Genomic DNA, 20,189 nt, shown 5'->3' on the forward strand with positions numbered 1-20,189 from the left:
CTAAGATATTTATTGTCATCAAGTTTGGTTAGCAGTTCTTTTTGCAAATAGGCCATAAAACTTCTCTATGGTGAAATTAGGAATATCATTAGTTATTTTCTCAAAAACGATGTTATAAAAATTTTCATTAAAATAGTGCAATCTTTCCTCCCCAGACATAATGTGAAATATTTCATCTGCGGAATAATTAGTCTTTTCTCTAAGCAAATTATAATACTTTTGATTTCGTTCAAATTCCACAGTTATATGTTGGGAGTCCGTATCACTTTCGATAGCTTCATATAATTTTATAAATAAACTTTCTTGATAGTCTTTATTTTTAAATAGTTCTACGGTTTTATCAATTGGCAGTTTTGCAAAATCAATTTGATAATCATAAATATCAATACCGTCACCAGTATAAATTATTTGAGGTTTATTGTAGAAGAGTATTTCCAAATAATCTGTCCAACAAATATTTGTATTAAAGATTAAGCCTAGTTTCAACTCTTTACTTATTACTGAATTAATTTCATAGTGTTCGTTTCCTAACTCCAAATAGTTTTTAAAATCAATCAATTGTTTTTCAGAGAAACTGTAATTACCAGAAAACAAATAATTAAAAGCTGTGCGATATTCATAAAGGAATTGCCAAGTGAATTTTTTTTCTTTCTTATTAGGAGACCAAAATGTTTGAATACCTGTTCCGTGACACTGAAAGCAGATCCCATTTTGAACATGTGCAAACATATCTAGAAAGCCTAATCCTCCGCATTTCTGACAAGGATCTTCATTTACTGCTATCGTTTTAGATTGATCAAAATAAACGGGAATTTTTCGCTCTTGGTGAATGGCTGCATGACATTCGTTGCAGACCGTAATTAGGGCATCATCATATTCCCAAGGAAAAAGATTTCTTATATAAAACTCATGATGAACTTCTAAATGGATTCTAAAATCGGGTAAAGATAATTCACCATTCATTCGCCTTGCATATAAAATATTTTTAGAATAGCCTGTAAGAAAAGTTCCATCTAATGTTTTTGAAGTTTTACAAATCGTACAAAGATGGTTATCTCTATCCAAAATTTCTTCCCGCTTATTTTTCCATTCATCACAATTAAGTAAATCCTGATAAGTTATGTGGTCGGAGGTTTTTAGATCAAGTAGTTGAGAAATATTCATAAGTTATTTGGAAATTTTGCAATCAATCCGATTTTACGTTAAAATAGATTATTTCTGAAAGTTATATTCTTTATAATTATTGAATCATTGATTTAATCCAAATTCCAAAAAACATCGTTCATTGTTTCAGGATCATCGGTCCCTGCAGCATCAATAAGCCAATTATTACTTGAAGAGTAGTAATTATCTTCATATTCATTAAAATCATCCTGTTTCTGAAATGAGATAATCCTACTCAATTTTTGCGAATTTATTATTTGAATTTTGTCAACATTTTCTTTATAGCCAGATATTGCTTTTTGAATAACAAATAATTCTAAACTATTTAAAAGTTCTTCTGGTACACAAAACCAGTCCACATTTTCTATGCACCATAAAATATAAGTATCATTCTTTAAAATTTGAGCTAATAAAAATCCTTTATATGAGCCAAAATCCAAACTTGTATTATAATCGTAAACTTTTAAATTTCTCATAATTCTTGCTTTTATAATGCAAGTTTAAAACTTTAAAGTGCAGTACAGATGCATCGGAATATTTTTTAGTTTAGTCAGTTGATTCATTTGTACTAATGGAAATGATATTTATCTTACCATTATCTACTTTAAGTTCAACTCTTAACTTAGTTCCAACAGCTAATTTCTTACATTCTGAAAAATATTTACTGGGTATTTCTACTGTTTTTCCATTTCCCAACCTTAAAAAGCCTGAACTTGGAAACATCGAAGAAATTGTTGCTAATTCAAATTCGTTATTTTTTATCTGCAGCTCTTCTTCAATTTTATTAACAAGGTTTTTTAGAAGAGTTCGAATTGAACTGAAATCCTCTTTTTGAAAAAATTTAAATATATTTAAATCCAGTGAACTATTCCTTTCAATTACTTTACATCTATGCAAGCCTTCATTTCTAATTTTATTTAATGTTGTTAAAGTATAACTATTAAAATTCAATGAATCTTTAAAGCTAACTCCAAAAGAGTAAATTTTTGTAGCAATAACTATATCTGCAACACTTTTTTCAGGTCTTTTAGAATTTCTTCTAAAAACAGTACCAGGGATTTGCTCAAGATGAATTAATAAGTCATTTATGTTAGGATATTTTATATGGTAATAATAATTAATAAGATTCTCTATTTGAAAAAAAGCATTGACACAAAAATTAAAAAACCTTTCTAATTCATCTTTTTCCTTCAAGTCTAAAGCTGCATTTTCCATCCTCAAATTGTCTATAATCAACTGATCTCTAAGCCGATTGTGAGTAACAAATTCATACTTTACGCTAGGACTTCCCTTTATCTGCAGAGCATCTCTGATCTCCTGAATATTTTGTTCAGCTTTACTCTCAATTTTTGATAAATTGTATTTAGATTTTAATTGATCGGCGAACCACTTATTTTCGTGATCTTTAGACAATTCATCTATAAACCCTAATAATTTCACCAAATTCTGTCGCTTCTCATTCATAAATTATTTTATAAAAAATCATAATTAAAAGAAGAAGATACGAATTTTTTTAATTTTTCATCATTGGTGTTTTCAGAAATCCCGGAAATTTTTATTTGCTTTTCTGCAATTATTTCAAATCTATCTTTTAGTTTTAAGTAAGTTGAATTTCCTTCACTTTTAACCATAGAAAGATAATTGAGTTTTCCTCCAATAACTGCAGTCATAAATCCTAAGGTAGGAACAGCCTTTTTAATATGACTTTTATCCTTCATATAGGATTGTAAAAACAGCGAAAGCGCTTTACTATCACCGTAATTTTCCCAATAGTATAACCACATTCTAATCTGTTTTACATATCTGCGCGGTACATTCGTTTCGCTATTTACCGTTATGCCTGTAACTTCCTGTCTTACATTTGTTTTTTGCAAACGCACTTTACTTTGGTTAATAACAAAATACTGTTCTTTAATAATACGCTCAACTTCTTTTCTAAAATCACCCTCTTTGTGATATACGTTATGCATCGAACTGAAGGTAATATCATCAGCATAACGAGTATATTTAATACCAAATTTCTTGGCCACCGCAGACAATTTGTAATCTAGACGTTCACAAATAATATTAGTTAATATGGGCGAAACAGGTGATCCTTGCGGCAAAACTCTTTTAAAAACTTTCTTCGTTTCTCCCATTAGCTCTCTTTCCACCATCATATTCTCACAGCAAAGCCAGGCAATATAATTACCAATTTCCTGTCTTCCATTCTCTTTATTAAGATTAAAAGGTGGAAAATTAAAGCGTTTTAAAATTCTTCCAATTTCAATACTTGGGAAGAAATCTTTTAAATCTAAATTAAATACATAGTTATTTCTACAGTGAAGTCTTGCATTGTCAACAACAGAACGACCATCTACAAAGCCGTATGCAGAATCATGTGGCGTATAAATACAGTGAAATATTAAATTGATACATTTTAACAAAACCTTAAGTTCAGATTTTGGTGCGTGAATATGCCGTACGCCGCCATTTTTCTTTTTTATTTCAAAAGTTTTATAACGCAGAACGGAGTTTTGTTGTGCTAAAGTTCTAACTTTATATTCGTCGATCTTTACTAGTTCAAAAGGATACAATAATTCCTGGCAGTAACTTAAAAGAATCGTAAAATCTGTCAGTGTTTTGATAACACTAAATTCTTTTTTAATATTTTCTTTTTCTTAAGCAGGTATATCCTTAAAATCCATAATGAGTATTATTAAATTCTTTGAAGCCTGTCTTTTGTTTTCTTTATCTATTCGACTTTAAATAAGGTATAAGAAAGGACAGCGTAATGAGCGAGGGCAATCCTGACAACAAAATATAAATAATAATATATATTAAAATATTGTTAATCAAAATTCTCTCTAATTACTATAAAGTCCAAACTTTCATTCCGGAAAATAATTTCCGGAACACTTGCCGATTTTTGGGAGACCCAACAGCAAGCGAAATCAAAATCTTAAAAACAGGCTTTTCAAAGAACTCTTATTGTTTTACTGGTGCAAATTTATATTTAATCTATGCAACATAAGCGCACCACAAGAAATTATTTATTGCTTTTCATATTAGATCCTTATAAACAAGCATGTTTCCACAGTCTAGGTAATTCCCTCTACTAACTTTATTATTCTGACCTTCTTTTAACTTCGTCAAAAAATAACAAAAACACCATGGTCATTTGTTGTAAATCTTAAGCATTCATTCAAAGTTGAGTTGCAAATTAGTTCAATCCGTCCACATAATCCAAATGATTATGTCCAGAAAATTTGGAATAATTCTCAATTAAAGTTCTTGCATCCTCACCTAGGAAGTAATCTTCTATAAACTGCCATCTCTTCTGATCATCTAGACCACAATTAAAGAAGTACGTAAAAAGGGTCATTGAAATTTTGTGTCTATTATGTACATTTTTTAGCAAACTATTTTCATAGTATGATTCGCTTAGTTTTTTAAATTTTTTCGGGTCATTAAGACGGATAAACATCACCGGCATTTTACCACCGGCTACAATATATGTTCCCAATTCAAAGGCTTCAAGTAAATATGCCATCATATAAATCCCTTCATTATATGTATTAGATGTTGCCAAATAATATTTCTTTTTACGATTCACACCTAATGCATTAAAATGATTAACAAACCGCTTTATCATTCCTGACATTGTTAAATGATAAGATCCATTAATTATTCTATATTTTGGATTTCCTTCACCTGTTCTGTCTGTTCTTTGCAAGAAACCGTGATCATTACCAGCAATATAAACGCTAAAAATAATTGACGAAACTTTATTAATGATGTTGGTTAATTGCCGCTGATATTCTGGATCTTTTATTTTCGAGTGGTCTGCAATGTAACTACCAAATCCCACTTCAAAATCCTGCTTGAAGAATAATCTATCATGTAATCTACCAAATGAATAAATAATTCCATCTAAATATTTTCTAAATATCGGCAAGATCTTATCGTAATCATTATGTAATTCAATTTCAATTTCTTGCTGAGGACTTACGGACGGAAAATCGGTAAAAAGTTCTTTTTTAAAAAATTTCGATTTTAAAAATGGAAAACTTAAAAAGGAAAATTTTTCAGTCCACAATTCATCAAGTCTTATACAGACTACCTTATAACCTTTCTCTTCAACACTTTTATCTTTTATGTATGTTGCATAACATCCAAATTCTTTGAGAAACGGATCGAATTCAGCATTAACAATTCTGGCAAATACGTGAGCGAAAAGATTTTTGGGACGACCGATTAGAACATTGAATCCATATTTTTGTAACAGGTCTTTTTCAATCATCATTATCCCGCTTTTCACTTTATTATCCAATTGCATATCTTCAGGATAGATATGTTGAAACTGATTAATGTCGATGAGGAAATTTTGGGATTTTCTAATTTCATATACCTTGTAAATCTTTCGCATAATTTCAGAAAGTTCCCATGGCTTAATAGAAGAAAGACCATATAACATCTTGGTAAACGAAAGATCTTTGGAACTATAATCAGTTTTTGCAATTCCATTAATGTGATCTAATCTGGCAGAACGACCGATCTCTTGTACATAATCCGCAAGATTACCACTGGGTGCATGATGATAAACAAGTTCAATATCGGGAATATCTACCCCCATCCCAAACGCTTTGGTGCAAATCATCACTTTCACATTATTATGTAGATATTTCATAAATGCATCCTGCTTCAGGTCGGCATCCATAGAACCATAGTAAGTGCAGACATTCATTTTACCATTATGATCCAACAACTCATAAATATCTTTTATATGAGTAGTGTAAGGACAATAAATTAAGGTTTTTTTACCTGACTCTATAGCCTCTTTAATAAAAGCAACAGTCTTAAGTAATTTTGCTTTTCTAAATCCTTGACCTTTAATTTCCTCAAGACTAATATCAAATCCAATATTATCACGGGTAACTTTACCGATGTACTTTATGGTATTGTTAAGGTATAAACTGTCAATGGTGTCGTAAACCATATCATTATCTCCGCCATAAACTGCGGTTGCAGTAACGGTGAGAATTGGGAATTCCTGAACATATTTACGAAGTTTATTTAAATGATTCCCTAGAAACCAATAATCAACGCGAAAATCTCTTCCCCAAGTAGTCACTAGATGCGCCTCATCAACAACCAGCAAACCAAGAGTTCTTTCTCCGACAAAATAATCGATTGAGTATGATAGGAAGAGTTCTGGTGAGAGGTATAAAATATCAATCTTCCCATCATGAGTATCGTTTATAATTTCTTCTCGATCAGTTAACGAAAGTTCGGAATTAATATAGGCTACTTTTTCAAAACCTCTATTAACTTTAATAGCGTTTACTTGATCCTTCATCAGCGCAATAAGCGGTGAAATAATAATGGTCACTAAATTATATTTTTCGGAAAGATAAAAAGCGGGCACCTGAAAAAGTAAACTTTTACCAGCACCAGTTGGAGCTGTAAGGAACACATCGGAATAAGGATTTTTTTCTTTAGAAGAAAAGTTTTTGTAGGCAATTTCAGCTTGATTTATAATCTGCTGAACAACCTCTCCCTGACTAATTTCTTTAACTTCATTACTGACTTCTGGTGCATCGTAAAACAATATATTTCTGAATACTTTATCATCACCCCAATGCTTCTTGAATAATTTTGTAACTACAGGAGAAACCTCAGCATCAGTAACATTACTTGTCTTAAACCAATTCACCTCACTTCCCAATCCATGTAATACTCCATTGATTCTTTCAGCATCTCGCCTTTTCACAAGGTCATTATACACTTCACTATCAGCAACGATATTATATTTTTTTGAAATTTTTTCACCATTGAAAATTTCATTAGAAATAGAACTTAAATCAGACCCATTACTTTCAAACCATACCGCATCCTCAGGTAAATTCTCAATTAAGACTGTTTTAGGTTTAATCTGTTTTGCTTCAAATAATTCAATAACTTCTAATAAATCTCCAATTTCATCATAAATACGGGAAACGATATCTAAGTGTGCAACTTTTGTAAAACTTTCTTCTGCGATAATTTCAGAATAATAACTATCAAGAATACTAGTTGAAGAAGCTTTAAGATTAAAAAGGTTTTTTTCAGTATCAAAAGGCTGTGCATCTCCTTCGTAATTGTACAATGTTGCTATACCCGAATCAATAAGCACAATTTTTCTACCGAATAAATCAAAACTGCTAATTTTTATGGCTTCTTCGTACAAAATAAAATCTGCTTTTTCAGAAAACATTAGCTTCTTAATTATATCTCTGTACTTTTTTTCAATTTCCGTTATTAATATTTTACCTCCAGATATTGGAAGCTTTCTATTGTTTTGAAGTGATTTATAAACAGTAGTGATTGTTGCTATGGAAAAACCTTTAAGAATAAACAATGGCTTTCCATGCTCATTACTTTTTTTGGCAATCAGATCTAGAAGTAAATTTTTCATCATATTGTGTTTTTATTGAAGTGTTTTCTCTATAATAATCATTTGTAGTCGTTATACGTTTTGTCAAACCATAATAAAATTTCTAGCAATCCATAAAACATTGATTTCAAGGAGTAAACAGAAATCATGTAGCCACCAAAATGTTGTTCTTTTAATTCATGAATATATCTGCCACAAGTAATGTAAATCCATTTATTTAAAGTTTCAATTTCAGCAGTCTGGTATTCTATTGATGTAGCAGTGTAATTACTCTTATGGGATTTATTACCCGATAAATGATTATTTTTTTGATTAAACGATAATCCCTTTGGTAAAACATTGATGCTCTCCAACTTTATAAATACTTTCTCCTGGATACTGCGCATTTTCGTTAGTACAGCTTTAGTATCAATATCTGTAGTTTTTTCTAACTCATTGAAGACTTCCAATAGTTCATTTTCCGTTTCTTCCAATAATAAACCAGTATCAAAAATATTGAAAATTTCAGGATTGTTTATTTTAATTTGCCGAATAGGATTTGCATCTGCTGCTTTTTTAATTTCTTCAAGCAGTTCGGAAAAATCCTGATCTTTACTTTTATCGAAAACTTTCCCATTGGCAAAAGCGGCATCTTTAAATATTTCTACAATTTCATTACTATCCTTAACGAATGACGGCTGACCTGAATAAATAAACCAGGGCATTAAATTGCCGTTCGCTTTTAGTTCAGTAAGTATTTTAGCAATTTCCCCGAATGCAGTTTGCTTTAAATCACTGCCTTTTTGGTCTTTTTGCTTGAAAAATAATCCATCTAATAAAACGGCATCGTAATCCCTGAAATTTTGGCGTAATTCATCGCCACCTTCATCTGAATTCGTGTACCCAATTAATTGGACATCTTGCAGAATTGCTTCATCTTTAATAGCCTGAAAATTTTCATGCTCGTCATCACACCAAAGTACTTTATAATTTCTCATTTATTTCTATTATTGGTAAAGTTAATTCAATTGTTGTCACATATTCTCCTTCAATACCTTCGCTACCGTTTTTCTTATCGGTAAAAGAGAATTCGCCACCATGGATCTTCATCACCTCGCGCACAAACCAAATGCCTGTGCCATCACCAGCATTTTCACCTATTGAGCTTCCTTTTCTAACCATGGATTCATAAGACAAGTTTTCTGGCAACAGGTGGCCAGTATTACCGAAATCAATCTGAACTTTCATATCCTGAAAATCATAAAGCAAATCAATTTTTACTTTATTACCAGAATTAATGGTTTTACTAAAAGCATGTCTTTCCGCATTTTCTACGATGTTGTCGAAAGCCTTCTTCAGAAGATCTCTATCTCCTTTAACATAAACATTTTTCACAGCTCCTTCAATCAAACTGTCTTCGTCCAAATCAACGAAAACGTCGTAATAATTGTGTCCTCTTACCCGAAGATCTTCAGCATAATCCTTGATAAATTTCAATAAATCAAATTCTTCTAAATTCAAATCCATCAAATCAATTTGATCACTGATCTTATTTACAGATTTGTTTATAGAATTTAGGTCTCTTTCGATTATATTCAAGTAAGTATTCAAGGTTGAACCCAGTCGATAATCTACCTTTAAATTATACAATTCTGGGAACTCCGGATTGACTTTTTCAGATAGTATTTTTTGAACGAATTTAAAAGAATTCCTCACGCTCTTTAAAGAACCTGCGATTTGGTGCCTTAAAAAGCTATTTTCATCATTGACATTTATAATTTGCTCTTGCAAATCAATACCATATTGTGCAGATTTTGTGGACAATTGCTTCTGTGCAAGCTCAATATATTGATTTCTCTGCTCATCCAAAGAAGGTATTCTAATTTTCAGATTAAGCAAATCTTTTTTATTGATTCTAGGCATTATCTGACCAGCAGTATACTTCTCTATTTGCTTTGTTACTTGCGCAGAATTAAGTGCATATATCAAATATCTTATATCATAGAGAGATTCATCAATATTTAATGCATATACATCTCCTGAAATACATATAGGTGTACCTTCATATTTAAAATAGGTAGGCTTCAGTGTTGCAAATCGCGATGAAATTAGTAAACTATTTTGACTAATTTTTCGGAAAGAAACATTTGATGGCAATTCATCAACCAACTGCGTAATATCCAAATTGCTATTGAACGGATCATTTTTCAAATCTTTGATCCGTACAAATTTCGCAAAACTTGTTTCTCTATGCATATCTATCCCTACCGTAGCTCTCAGAGTACCGCTTGGACTGAAAGGTTTTCCTGCAACAAAGGATGCTATTTCACCTAATTTAGTACCCGATATGTTCTCATCAATAAAATATCTACCTACCTGAAGATCAAAATCTTCTCGTTCAATTTCTGATTTCTCGACAAACCGTACAAATTCTGAATTATTATTCGAATTGATATACGTCCAAAGTTTTTCATCATCTAGAATGTTTTCTTTACGATGAGAAGATGAGGCAATGAAAGATGAAGCATCAATCATCCTAATTTTTGCTGCGTATTCTTGAGATTTTCTTAAAATAATTATGGAAAGATTGACTGCAGCATAAGAAAGAATTCTACTTGGCAACGTTATAACTGTTTCTATCAGATTTCTTTCAACAAGATTTTTTCTAAGGTCTTTATCACGGGTTATTGAATTTGATAATAAAGATTGGGGAAATATTACAATTAACTTCCCTTTATCTGAAAGGCTATTCAAACCATTTTTAATAATAAATTCACTTAAGGAATCTTTTCCGAAATCATTACCTAAATTCGATCCTTTTAACTGAAAAGGTGAGCGTGTAACAATAAGATCATACTTATTGGTAAAATCCCATGATTTAATAGAGTCTTCGTTTACATATCTGGTATTTTTATTACCGTACGCCAATAGACGCAATTTACCTAAAGCCCAGTCACTAGTTATAATTTCCTGACCAATATAACTTTGACTGGATTTCAAATATGTACTGAAAGAAGCTAAGCCCGCAAATGGATTATACACTTTAGCATCATCAGATAATTCAGCAAGATTCGTAATAAAACGGCTTAATTCTAGCGGTTGAAAATTTACTCCGAGACCAACATCGCTTCTTTCATTAGAACTTGATAAAACACTGTCAAAAATTTTAGGGAAATTTTCGTTTAACAGCTTCCTTTCTAATCGAAATAAGAACATAATGATTCCTTCTAGAATATTTGGTTGAATTTGATCGATTAAATCTTGATAAAATGGGTTTATATCGCTATATTGCTCAACAGATTCGTAAACCTTTTTTACTTCTTGTAAAAAATAAAAATCATGATGTTCAAATCGATCCTCAAAACTCAGAAACAAACCATCTTTATAGCCAGATAGAAGATACATCAAAACGTACATAGGTTTTGCGGACATCTGACCTCGTGCCGAATTAGCTATCTGCCATAAATCTGCAACTATATTGTTTATTTCCTCTTTATATTGATCTTTTCTTATCATTTGCCAATTTCTAAATTTTTTCTAGACTATTATTTCCGGCGAAGATCCACTTTCTCTTCTCTCTTCTATTCAACAATCTGATGATTTTTATACTTTTTTCAATTAAGGGTTAAAAATAGTTATTTATCCTTAAAGTAATCATCTTTCGTGTCCTCATTTCTTTGGACTTTCGAATAATACACATCCCGGGACTGTCTTTCTTTGACAAACATATTTTTGATCCCTTCTCCGTTTTTCTTGAAAATCAAAGTGTTCGAGATGGAAAGATTAAGGGCAATCTTATCTACATCGTGATCGGTGCCGATATAGGTAAAAGTCCATTTTTCCTCTTTTAGTTTTTCAATCAATGCTTTAATCTGCGCGCCAGAATATTCTCTGGAAGAATTTTCTTCGCCGTCCGTCATGATTGTAACTAATACATTGCAATTCTCCTGATTTTTCACAACATAATGAAGTTTGTTGACCGCATAGCCTATCGCATCGAACAGTGGCGTACCTCCATTTGGCCGATACAATTCTGAATTAATCTCATTCAATTTATCAACAGGATCAATAAAATGTAGCAGTTGATTGCTAAGACTATTAAAACTTACGAGGGAGATAAAATGTTCCTGTTCCGGAAATTTTTTTTGAAAACCTTTAATTGATTGTACGGTTTCATTAAAACCAGAGATGATTTCTGATTTAATACTTCCCATTGAACCGCTTTCATCCAAAATGATAAGGTTGTGTACTTTTTGCTTTTCCATAATAAATAATTTTAATTGTTAGACCAATATTGATGACACCTGATAATTTCCTGAATACTAAATATACCTTCTTCTTTAAGTTTTTTCCAGTTTTTTGTATACCCTAGTTCCTGACAGAGTTTATAAAATCCGTCGCCTTCTTCACCACTTTTAGAAATAACTACTGCACTTAAAAGCGGTCGTTTTTGATTAAATTCGTTCACGGAGATTTCTCCTAATATCCTTCCTATTTCTGTTCGGTCTGCCGGATTATTGTGCATATCGAGTTTCAGATTGCAGGCGTTGGCTAATTCCTGGTAGTGGATGATCGCTTTGTCTTTTGCAACTTCAATCAATTTTTTTCTTACTGTTTCATTCATGCTTTTAATTATTTTTCAGTTCATTAACTAGTTTCTATTAATTCATACTACAAAGGTATTTGTATCCTATGCGGTAGGACTGCACTGTAAAAAAAATATTAGTGTTAAATAATAAGAAGAGTTGAAAAATGAAATTCTGGAATATGTTTCAAAAAAAAGCACTGCTATTTGCGGTGCTTGATAAACTTATAAAAAATGACTATTTGATGTATTAGAAAGATAAAGTAGAAAATGTGTTCGGATAATTAATTAATAAATCTTCATATTCTTTCATCATTTTTTTACGGTGTCGAATTAGATCGTAACCCCATTTCTCTAAAAAAGAATAACACTCTACTTCAGTATTCACTTTCTTATCTTTAATTCTTTCAAATCCTTTACCCGTTTTTAAAATATAGAAATTGGTAATAATATTTCTGTCATGAAAATCAAAATCTGCATCCAGTTCCGCATTAATAATTTGTAAAGACAGTTTTTCGGAGAAACTATCCTTTGTGTGCCTCGACATTATTTCTAACTTTTCTTGCAATTCTTTTAATCTTCCGAAATCAGCATCTTTCGATTTTATATATAACTTAATTCTGAAACTTTGGTTTTCCACAATTTTACGTAAAAGGAAAATAAAGTTTTGATCTAAATTTCTAATTTCTTTTGTTTGGAGAAATTTATCTATTATATACTTATCCGTGATCGTTATTTCATTTATCAAAGATGATCTAAGATTTTCGATACCATTCCAGTGATAATTTTCATCCGCAATAAATCGAAAACTAAATTTTGCTACAATATCTTCTAACTGTTTCTCGAAGTCTTCAATGTAAAAAACTAGCAGGTTAGGAATACTGTCTTTATGCCAGTTCTCCATCTTATTTGATAGTATAATTTGAAGGCTCTGAGTATCTTGTTCAATTTCCTGCTTAAAATTTTTATTGAATTCAATAGAATTACTCCCTTTGGAACTTACAGTAGTAATGAAACTATTGGTAACTTCCCATCTTTCAAAATCGTCATATTTAACTTCTTCATTAAATACCCATACTACTTCGGCGTAATCTCTAATTATAGACCACAAAATATCTATTCCTTTTGACCTTTTGTTCTGTAAGGAAACGAAATGATTCATAAATTCTTTTTCAACATATACACGCATCGCATTTTAATTTAACTGTTCGCTGTTAAGTTTCATTAAATCAAAACGCAAGCGGATTGCTTCATCATAAAAACCTGGACCGAAATCCTCGGATAAAGTACCACTAGCATTAATTACAATTTCTTTTACTTTTGGTTCGTCAGCATCCACATATTCGTCTGAATTGAAGTAATATATAATTGAATGGTCGTTATCAAGTTGCTTTTTTGCAGTCAGAAATTGTAATTTGCGTATTATGTACTCACTATGTGTCTCAATAATCAATCTTAAATTTGGAAAAGTGACCGCAGTTAAAGCGAATAAATCTGCTAATTTTGATTGAAGATTGGGATGCAAATTAGCTTCGGGTTCTTCTATAATCAAGATGTTATTGACATTACTATGCAATGACATATTACCTTGCATTATTGCAATTTTAATTATGATTGGTATTATTTGTGAATAACCAAAACCCAAATCAGCAAATGATATTTCTTTCCCATCTCTTAAAATATAGGGAACCATTATTGTATTTTCAAACGTTTTAATTTTCAATTCACCGTTAATTCCAAATATTTCAAATGCTTCTTTGATAAACTTTTTGTAAACCGCGTTAGGCTTATCTTTTTGATTTTGAAAATTTAATAAAACCCTGTTCATCTCTTGTGAACCACCATTTAATAAAACTCTATCAATATTTCCACGTTGAGCACTTATGAAATTAACTTTACTTAATGATTTTTCTAAATAATCGCTTTGATTTCCGAATTGCTCGAAAAACGTCATTCCACTATTTTCATCAAACAATTTCCATCCAATTATTTTCTCTTTAAAAATTAATCTAAATAGATCATTTTCGGTCAATTTTAATCGGTCAACACTGTCATCAAATAAATCATTGTCTATTATTTCATCTAAGAAATTATCATGAATTTCTTTTAAAACAATTGCTATGGCGGTCTTCAATAAATAACTTAATTTTTTTTCCGAATTAGAATAAGGTATAAAATATGAGAAATTGTCAAACACTTCATCTTGACATTTGATTAGCATTTCGGCAAATCTTTCTGTAACATCTACACCATTGATTATTATATCATATAAGAGATACTTCTCTTCTTCCGCAATATTATCCATAACGTTGTTTATAAGAAACGCGCTGGAAAAATATCTATTGGAAATAATATCAGTTGCCAATGAAGTTCCATATACAGGGTCAACCTCTGATTCTTCTTTTACTGACGGTATTAATCCACTATGCAAAATCGAGAAATCTCTGTAATTATTAAAAATAATTTCCGGTGGTATTTGCCTAAACGCGGACATTTTTTTATAAAGGAAATTTTTACCGCTCCAATCGGATTTAAGTAGAATGGACCGATCAAAAAAACGATCGATGATATATTTATAGTCAAAAGATAATTCAAAAGTATCTGCTCTATCTATATCATTAACTAGTTGTGTGTGATCATCAACTTCAATAATATCATGATCAACAATTTTAAAATTAAAAACACTTACTTCTTTATTGTGTATTTGTAATTGATTTGCCTCTCCATCAACAAATGTAATTTCGGTAGTTAGATTATTAGTTAGGTAATCTATTTCAGAAGGAAAATCAATCTTGAATTTTTTTTCAGGACTTTCCCAATTTACAGCGTTTTCAAAAGAACCTAAATTATGTCGACCACCAGTTAAGTCAAGATTATCAACCCCCAACTTTAAAAGCTCCAACAATTTTGTAAATGCGCTTTTACCTGCGTTATTAGGTCCTGTTAAAAGCGTAATGGGTTTAATATCAAATTCCTGCCGGTCTTTAAAAACTCTAAAATTAGTAACTCCTATTTTCATCTTTTTATATTATGTTATTTATCGCAAAAATATTTTTATATAGTGCAGTAGAAATGCATTAATAAAATGATTTTAAATTACTAATTCTAACTTTTAACTTTTCAACTAATTCTCGAGGCTTAACAATTTTCATGTTTTCACCGTAAGAAAGAATTAGAGAGGTTAATTCATAATTAATTTTAACTTTTAATTGTAAGACATTTCCATTAATCTTCTGTGATCCATGAACTGGTTTCGATTTGACATATGGTAATATATTATCTGAAAGCTCTATAACTATTGACACAACTTCCGCATCCTGATCATTACTTACACCAATGATATCTTCAAAATATTCCTCGAAATCGATAGAAGATTCTTCAAATTCAGTCTTTGAATTTTTGATTTCAATAATTCTATCTAAAGCAAGGTTTTGAATTTTTTCTACTTCATGATTGTGCCCAAATAGAAACCAACGATTATTGTATTGTTTAAGGTAAAAAGGAGAAACGGTAAATACTTTTTCATGATCAGATGAAAAACTTTTGTAAGTAATATCTAAACATTGTTTGTTGACAATATATTGATACAAAGGATTCAGAAATTCCACTCCTTTTAAGAATTCATTTTCTTCAAAACTAATAATTTGATTTTCTTCTTTTTTAAGTTTTAAACCTGAATTTAATTTAGTTTGAATAGTATTTACCCAATCAAAACCAGGAATGTTATTCATCCTGCTCAATGTTTCTAATGCTTGGTTTAGAGTACTTAACTCAGATGCATTGAGAGGTTTTTTCAAAATTGAAAAATCTAAATCTGAATATCTATAGAATACTTTTCGGCCGTCTTTAATAGATTCTATTGGCGCATCATAACCTGCTTCACTTTTCATAAAATCTATATCATCAAAAATCTGCCTTCTGGAAACTGTTGTATCCTGAGCATAATATTCTGTTAAAATATTAGAACAATATTCTATAAGATCATTGATGTAAAATTTTTTAAAAGCATTAGAAAAGCACTTGTCGAGTGCTTTATATCTAATTACTGCATTTTTGTTACTTGCCATTTAAATTTTTCACTGAACTCTCAAAAATACGAAATGTAAGCGGAAGAAAAAACAGAAAAAATCATTTTTAAAATTAGAATCGAAAAGCATGTTGCATTAGTTCCTGCTCTGCTCTCGAAATCCCAATTTCAAATGCAATTTTTTGCCAGTTACTTACTGCATTTTTAATTTCTAAAATTATTGCATTCATTTCAGAATCATTTAACCTAAAATAAATCCCGACACTTTTTGCCAATTCCAAATCCAAGGAATTATCGTCCATATCGATATTTAAAGACAATCCATCTTTTTCGATAGAAGGATTTAAATCATAAGCTGGTGATAAAATCCAACCTTTTTCGGTTAAAATAAAACCATGATTTCGCAAATGGTCATCTGTGTTTGAAATACAAATATTGAAAACAATTCTTCGCCACAATTGATGAAGATTTTCATTAATATTTGCACCATTATTCATCACAAACTCAGCAATTTCAAGATAACTTGCTGTAGAAAACCTTAAAGATTCTTCATTATTTCCTGTCATCGTCATTGCAGAAGAAAAATGAATTCTTTGTTTGCCCTCTCTATCAAATCTTTTAGTAAAAAAAGTATGGTATTTACCAGTGATTTTCTCTATTTTGCATTCAGACATTTCTATTCCGCAATTCACTGCTAACTGAAAAGCTAAAAATTCCCATGCTCCTTTGTCAATTGTATCATTTTTTGATGGGAATTTTGCAATCCATAGATCTCCATTTTCATCTTCAATATTCGCTTTCGGTCTCGCTCCACCCAAAGAAGATCCAGGTGCCATCAGAATCGCTAACCATTTTTTGACATTTACATTTTCATCATCTTCAAGATTTTTTGCTGCTGCTTGCAATTCTCTAATTGAAGACCAAGGTGGTGTTGAGTTATTTATATCATCATCTAAAAACAAACCATCTAACGAAGTTTTGAACCTCAATGCACCCATTCTTGTTTTGTCGTAAACTCCTAAAAGATAATCAATATCGTAAAGAGTTTGGGCTTTTTCGCCATTTTCTCTGGCTTGTTGTGCTGATTTTCTCTTCATTAGAGTTCTTCCCCAAGTATCGGGCATACTATCGAGAAATACTCCAAAATTTTCTTTGTTATTTGCAAATTGCGCCCCCGAAAAAAACTGAATATCTGGATCAATTAATCTTTGAGTTTCAGATTGAATCCACTCTTTATCATATTCAAAACCAAATGCTTTTTTTCCTTTTCCATAATGTGCAGAAAGTACTCCCATCAATTTTGCTTCAGTCATTCCTTTCCAATCTGCAAAAACATAAATTTCAAATTTTCCTTGTTTCATATGTAGTTATTTATATTTTTTAAGGTCATATGGTATCGCCAAATCTTCATTAGTGTTTGCTAACCAAGTTGGTTACTGGCGATTTCATCATTCAATTATTTAAGTAAATCCAAATCCTGAAGTTTTCTTCCAAATTCATCATCTGCAGCTATTTTTAGAAAATCATTTTGTAATCCTAAAACTCTTAAAACATTAAAATAAGCTCCCATCGAAACACCGGAATCTCCCTTTTCAATTAAGTATAATGTTGAGCGTGCAATTCCTGCTCTCTCTGCAACTTGAACAGCAGTTAATTTTCGCCGCTTTCTGGCAAGTTTGATATTCTCGCCCATTTCTTCCAATAATTGAGTGAATTTTGGAAGTATAGTTTGTTCTTTCTTATTCAAAATGTCTGTTATTTCATACAAATATACAATATTTGTATGAAATAACAATCATTTACAAGACAAAGTTATTCTTACTTTTATTCTTTTCTCGCCTCAAACCCATTTTTAAATCGTAAAAAAGATTCTGTTGTTTCTGGATTATTTTTAATCCACAATTGCATTTACTGAATGTTTTCTTGTAGAGATTTTATATCGGTTTCCTCGTAGATTTTTTTTCCTTCATCAGCAATTTCATTTAAAAATTCTGCTGTAATTTAAGAAAGAAATCTTGCTGAATTTTAGGAATTAAATTTTCGAAAATGAAAGTTTTTATTTTAAATAATCAAGATCAACCTGAGTAAAATAAATACAATAAAAACGAGTTCCGAAGTTTTTTTATCCTTTTCGCAGAAAAGGCAAGAAAGTCTTTAGTAGTACAAAATCTAAATTTTGTAGGTACAAAGACACATCTTGCTTATACATTCTTCAGAGGTCTGAATTTTTTTTAGTCTACTTTATTTTAATCTGGTTGCAATTACTTATTTTAGTCTACTTTCGGTCTTATGATATTTGGAATTTTAAATGCAGAAATGTTTTCACGAGGAAGAGATAATTCAAGCATGTTGATGTTTTTTTCAAGAACAGATTGCCAATCCAAAATAGGTTTTCCGATTACATTTTTCCAACCAGAATTTTCCCATTGATGAAATTTCTGAATCAAAAGTTGGTCTAATTTTTCTGAATAATCTTTTAAGTTTTTGGCAAAATCCATAAACTGATTTAGAGTTGGGTATTTGGAAACGGAATTATTTGAAATAATTTTTGGTTCTGGAATTGGAATTAATTTTTCAACCAAAGTTTCCTTTATCTCAACTATTTTTGGGATTTCTTTTATCTGATAATTTTCATTCAAAACGAAACGATTCGGAAAACCACGATTTCTTTCATAATTTAATATTCCCAAAAGTTTTAATTTGTTTTTTGCCGTAATTACGGTTTGCCTGGAAAGCCCAAGTTCTCTTGCCATTTCGTAATCAGACAATACAATTTCCTTTTGAGGATCTTCGCATTTGTACAATATATATGTAAAAACAGCGATGGTGTTTGCGCCAATTTTGTTTTTTGAATTTAATTCAAAAATTTTTTCAAATAAGTTTGCTGCAAAAATTTTGGGAGTTTTCATCTTTTAAATCTTGATTTATATTGAATTTCAACTTCATTCTTTGGATCTTTCTGAATCAACCAATCGTTCAAATCCTTAAAATCTGCATACAAAATCCGACAATCTTCTGCATTTTCGTTTTCATTTTTTATCATTTCAACGGCTCGATTTCCAGCTTCATCGTTATCGAAATAGAGTTCTATATTTTCGTAATTTTGAATTGAATTTTGAATTTTATTAATCATCGAAACTGAATTCAAAATGATATAATCTGAAGGTTCTTTTTCAAGATAATTCTCCACATTTTTAAAAGATAGAAAGTCAAAGAATCCTTCGAAAATTCGGATTGAATTTGAGCCATTTTCGATCATTGAAATACCTTTTTTACCCAAACAAATTTTAGAATAAGCGTTCCTGATTTCGTAACCATTGGAATCATTTTTAAAACCAATTCCGAAATAATTCTTCCCATTCATTCGATAATGGATTTCATTTAAAAATTCAGTTTGATTATCTACTCTTCTGCTTTTTAAATATTCTAACAAAGCAGGATGTTGGATTTCTTTTACTTGTGCTATTTCATAAGATTTAGAAAGATTTGCCATTTTCTGTTTAGGATGATTTGTTTGATTTTGAAAAGAAGAACTAAATTGTTCCAAATATTTTAATGCTTCAATCACCGAACATTTTTTAATCGTTTGAACTATCGAAACAATGTCATAATTTATCCCTGTTCCAAAATCAAATGCTTTATTTGTTACAAAGTCGACTGATAAACTTGGAGTTTTTTCTACGCGATCTAATGCAAAGTAAAAAGCAGTCTTCGGATTTACTTTGCTCGGAAAAAGAGAAAAACTTTCTAAAACTAATCTAATCGGTATTTTTTTGGCTTGAGCGCAATTCATATTTTTTTTTTAAAGCAAAAAGTCTTTTCGGAGATAAAATCCATAAATAATTAAAAATGTTTAAAACTTAAATGTTTATCAATCTGTCATTTACACAATGTGTTTTTTAAATTAGTTATCCGCATTTATTATTTTTATTAGTAAGATTAGAATGATTAATAACATTAGTATAATTAAGAGGAACTTTTTGAATCTTCTCAAACCATTATTAACACTCAATTTTATA

General features: G+C 30.5%; 16 protein-coding genes. All 16 read right to left on the reverse strand.

Going from position 1 to position 20,189, the window contains the following annotated elements:
- Window positions 1-18: 18 nt before the first annotated feature.
- Window positions 19-1,164 (reverse strand): hypothetical protein, encoded by a 1,146-nt coding sequence (locus OA86_RS02880; RefSeq protein ID WP_039348592.1) that lies wholly within the window; start codon window positions 1,162-1,164, stop codon window positions 19-21.
- Between the two features lie 92 nt (window positions 1,165-1,256).
- Window positions 1,257-1,640, reverse strand: a complete 384-nt coding sequence (locus OA86_RS02885; RefSeq protein WP_039348594.1) for a hypothetical protein — start codon at window positions 1,638-1,640, stop codon at window positions 1,257-1,259.
- A 70-nt stretch (window positions 1,641-1,710) separates the two neighbouring features.
- Window positions 1,711-2,628 (reverse strand): hypothetical protein, encoded by a 918-nt coding sequence (locus OA86_RS02890; protein ID WP_039348596.1) that lies wholly within the window; start codon window positions 2,626-2,628, stop codon window positions 1,711-1,713.
- Between the two features lie 8 nt (window positions 2,629-2,636).
- Window positions 2,637-3,740 (reverse strand): reverse transcriptase family protein, encoded by a 1,104-nt coding sequence (locus tag OA86_RS02895; RefSeq protein WP_052257364.1) that lies wholly within the window; start codon window positions 3,738-3,740, stop codon window positions 2,637-2,639.
- 626 nt (window positions 3,741-4,366) lie between these two features.
- The gene (locus OA86_RS02900; RefSeq protein WP_039348599.1) at window positions 4,367-7,603 is read right to left on the reverse strand and encodes a helicase-related protein; all 3,237 of its coding nucleotides are present in this window, start codon (window positions 7,601-7,603) and stop codon (window positions 4,367-4,369) included.
- A 35-nt stretch (window positions 7,604-7,638) separates the two neighbouring features.
- Window positions 7,639-8,556, reverse strand: a complete 918-nt coding sequence (locus OA86_RS02905; RefSeq protein ID WP_039348602.1) for a hypothetical protein — start codon at window positions 8,554-8,556, stop codon at window positions 7,639-7,641.
- The gene (locus OA86_RS02910) at window positions 8,543-11,074 is read right to left on the reverse strand and encodes an N-6 DNA methylase (RefSeq protein ID WP_039348605.1); all 2,532 of its coding nucleotides are present in this window, start codon (window positions 11,072-11,074) and stop codon (window positions 8,543-8,545) included. The genes OA86_RS02905 and OA86_RS02910 overlap by 14 nt, the downstream gene beginning before the upstream one ends.
- A 119-nt stretch (window positions 11,075-11,193) precedes the next feature.
- A complete protein-coding gene (locus tag OA86_RS02915) occupies window positions 11,194-11,823 on the reverse strand; it encodes a vWA domain-containing protein (protein WP_039348607.1) in 630 nt (209 codons plus the stop codon).
- 11 nt (window positions 11,824-11,834) lie between these two features.
- Window positions 11,835-12,182: a hypothetical protein gene (locus tag OA86_RS02920; RefSeq protein WP_039348610.1), complete on the reverse strand. Its 348-nt coding sequence runs from the start codon at window positions 12,180-12,182 to the stop codon at window positions 11,835-11,837.
- A gap of 211 nt (window positions 12,183-12,393) precedes the next feature.
- Window positions 12,394-13,332 (reverse strand): hypothetical protein, encoded by a 939-nt coding sequence (locus OA86_RS02925; RefSeq protein WP_039348613.1) that lies wholly within the window; start codon window positions 13,330-13,332, stop codon window positions 12,394-12,396.
- A 6-nt stretch (window positions 13,333-13,338) separates the two neighbouring features.
- Entirely contained in the window at window positions 13,339-15,162 is a 1,824-nt protein-coding gene (locus tag OA86_RS02930; protein ID WP_039348616.1) for a DUF3696 domain-containing protein, read from the reverse strand.
- A 58-nt stretch (window positions 15,163-15,220) separates the two neighbouring features.
- A complete protein-coding gene (locus tag OA86_RS02935) occupies window positions 15,221-16,210 on the reverse strand; it encodes a helix-turn-helix transcriptional regulator (protein WP_039348619.1) in 990 nt (329 codons plus the stop codon).
- A 73-nt stretch (window positions 16,211-16,283) separates the two neighbouring features.
- Entirely contained in the window at window positions 16,284-17,531 is a 1,248-nt protein-coding gene (locus OA86_RS02940; RefSeq protein WP_039348621.1) for a type II toxin-antitoxin system HipA family toxin, read from the reverse strand.
- Window positions 17,532-17,626: 95 nt separating this feature from the next.
- Entirely contained in the window at window positions 17,627-17,917 is a 291-nt protein-coding gene (locus OA86_RS02945) for a helix-turn-helix domain-containing protein (protein ID WP_039348625.1), read from the reverse strand.
- Window positions 17,918-18,440: 523 nt separating this feature from the next.
- On the reverse strand, window positions 18,441-19,079 hold the full coding sequence (locus OA86_RS02950; protein ID WP_039348628.1) for a hypothetical protein: 639 nt from the start codon (window positions 19,077-19,079) through the stop codon (window positions 18,441-18,443).
- Entirely contained in the window at window positions 19,076-19,963 is an 888-nt protein-coding gene (locus tag OA86_RS02955; RefSeq protein ID WP_052257365.1) for a DUF8464 domain-containing protein, read from the reverse strand. Before OA86_RS02955 ends, OA86_RS02950 begins: the two co-directional genes overlap by 4 nt.
- Window positions 19,964-20,189: the final 226 nt, after the last annotated feature.

Source organism: Kaistella jeonii, assembly GCF_000812865.1.
Lineage (GTDB): Bacteria > Bacteroidota > Bacteroidia > Flavobacteriales > Weeksellaceae > Kaistella > Kaistella jeonii.

Bases quoted from the DNA above. Each gene is read 5' to 3' on its own strand.
- OA86_RS02880 (WP_039348592.1), bottom strand. From the start codon at position 1,164: ATGAATATTTCTCAACTACTTGATCTAAAAACCTCCGACCACATAACT.
- OA86_RS02885 (WP_039348594.1), bottom strand. From the start codon at position 1,640: ATGAGAAATTTAAAAGTTTACGATTATAATACAAGTTTGGATTTTGGC.
- OA86_RS02890 (WP_039348596.1), bottom strand. From the start codon at position 2,628: ATGAATGAGAAGCGACAGAATTTGGTGAAATTATTAGGGTTTATAGAT.
- OA86_RS02900 (WP_039348599.1), bottom strand. From the start codon at position 7,603: ATGATGAAAAATTTACTTCTAGATCTGATTGCCAAAAAAAGTAATGAG.
- OA86_RS02905 (WP_039348602.1), bottom strand. From the start codon at position 8,556: ATGAGAAATTATAAAGTACTTTGGTGTGATGACGAGCATGAAAATTTT.
- OA86_RS02910 (WP_039348605.1), bottom strand. From the start codon at position 11,074: ATGATAAGAAAAGATCAATATAAAGAGGAAATAAACAATATAGTTGCA.
- OA86_RS02915 (WP_039348607.1), bottom strand. From the start codon at position 11,823: ATGGAAAAGCAAAAAGTACACAACCTTATCATTTTGGATGAAAGCGGT.
- OA86_RS02920 (WP_039348610.1), bottom strand. From the start codon at position 12,182: ATGAATGAAACAGTAAGAAAAAAATTGATTGAAGTTGCAAAAGACAAA.
- OA86_RS02925 (WP_039348613.1), bottom strand. From the start codon at position 13,332: ATGCGTGTATATGTTGAAAAAGAATTTATGAATCATTTCGTTTCCTTA.
- OA86_RS02930 (WP_039348616.1), bottom strand. From the start codon at position 15,162: ATGAAAATAGGAGTTACTAATTTTAGAGTTTTTAAAGACCGGCAGGAA.
- OA86_RS02935 (WP_039348619.1), bottom strand. From the start codon at position 16,210: ATGGCAAGTAACAAAAATGCAGTAATTAGATATAAAGCACTCGACAAG.
- OA86_RS02940 (WP_039348621.1), bottom strand. From the start codon at position 17,531: ATGAAACAAGGAAAATTTGAAATTTATGTTTTTGCAGATTGGAAAGGA.
- OA86_RS02950 (WP_039348628.1), bottom strand. From the start codon at position 19,079: ATGAAAACTCCCAAAATTTTTGCAGCAAACTTATTTGAAAAAATTTTT.
- OA86_RS02955 (WP_052257365.1), bottom strand. From the start codon at position 19,963: ATGAATTGCGCTCAAGCCAAAAAAATACCGATTAGATTAGTTTTAGAA.